A 1,088-nucleotide genomic window follows, 5' to 3' on the forward strand; every position below is an offset into this window, starting at 1 on the left:
TGTACCCGGTCACGACGTTGGTGACAGACGGCTGATCGGGGGGAGGCCTTTCAGGGCGGTGTGGCGTCGTCGAGTGTTGTACTCATGCAGCCAGGGTGCAAGGGCGGAGGCTCGCTCGTCGTTGCTGGTGAAGACCTGGCGGTAGGCCCATTCGGTGGCCAGGGTGCGGTTGAACCGTTCGACCTTGCCGTTCTGCCAGGGGCAGTGTGGCTTGATGAACTTGTGGGTGGCTCCGAGCGCGGTCATGGCGTTCTTGACGTCGGTGCTGTTGCGGTAGCTGAAGTGGTTGTCGGTGATGACGCGCTCGATGGTGGTGATGCCGTGGCCGGCGAAGTGCTGCGCGGCGCGCAGGATGAACGCGGCGCAGGTGGCGCCCTTCTCGTCCGGGAGGATCTCGCTGTAGGCCAGGCGGGAGTGGTCATCGACCATGGAGTGGACGTAGTCGTAGCCGATCCGGGCCTTCTTGTTCGCCGCGGTCCTGCCCATTGAGCGGCCGTGGGCTTTCCAGCCGCCGCCGTCAGGGATGCGCCCGATCTTCTTGACGTCCACGTGGACCAGCTCGCCAGGACGGTCGCGTTCGTAGCGGACCGCGGTGGACTTGCTGGAGCGGATCACCTCGCCGGTCAGCGGGTCGCAGTGACGCAGGTATGGCACGTCGTGGCGGCGCAAGACCCGGCTGACGGTGCGCGGTGGCAGGCCGAGCTCGGGCCCGAGCCAGTCCTGCCCGCGCCGGTGCTCAACCCGGGCGGCCAGCACGGCTTTCTCGACCGTCGCCGGGGTCCGCGTGGGGCTTGAGTGCGGTCGTGAGGACCGGTCGACCAGCCCGGCCTCGCCCTCGGCGTCGTACCTGGCGACCCATCGGTGGGCGCACTGCCGCGAGATCCCCATCGCTTTCGCTGCGTGGGCCACGGCCCACCCCTGGTGGCGGACCCGATCGACCAGCAGACGACGACCATGGACGTTGAGACGGGCGTTAGCGTGGGGCACGAGAACCTCCGGACGGTGTGTGACTTCGACAATCCACACCTCACCCGGAGGTTCTCCTCGTCGTCAACGCCTACGTGTCACCAACGTCCAGGCCGAGTACA

General features: G+C 67.6%; 1 protein-coding gene. It reads right to left on the reverse strand.

The window, feature by feature from the left end; translation table 11 throughout:
* Window positions 1-9: 9 nt before the first annotated feature.
* Window positions 10-987 (reverse strand): IS481 family transposase, encoded by a 978-nt coding sequence (locus tag AB4030_RS22360; protein ID WP_442281399.1) that lies wholly within the window; start codon window positions 985-987, stop codon window positions 10-12.
* Window positions 988-1,088: the final 101 nt, after the last annotated feature.

The organism is Terrabacter sp. 2YAF2, assembly GCF_052114705.1.
GTDB lineage: Bacteria > Actinomycetota > Actinomycetes > Actinomycetales > Dermatophilaceae > Terrabacter.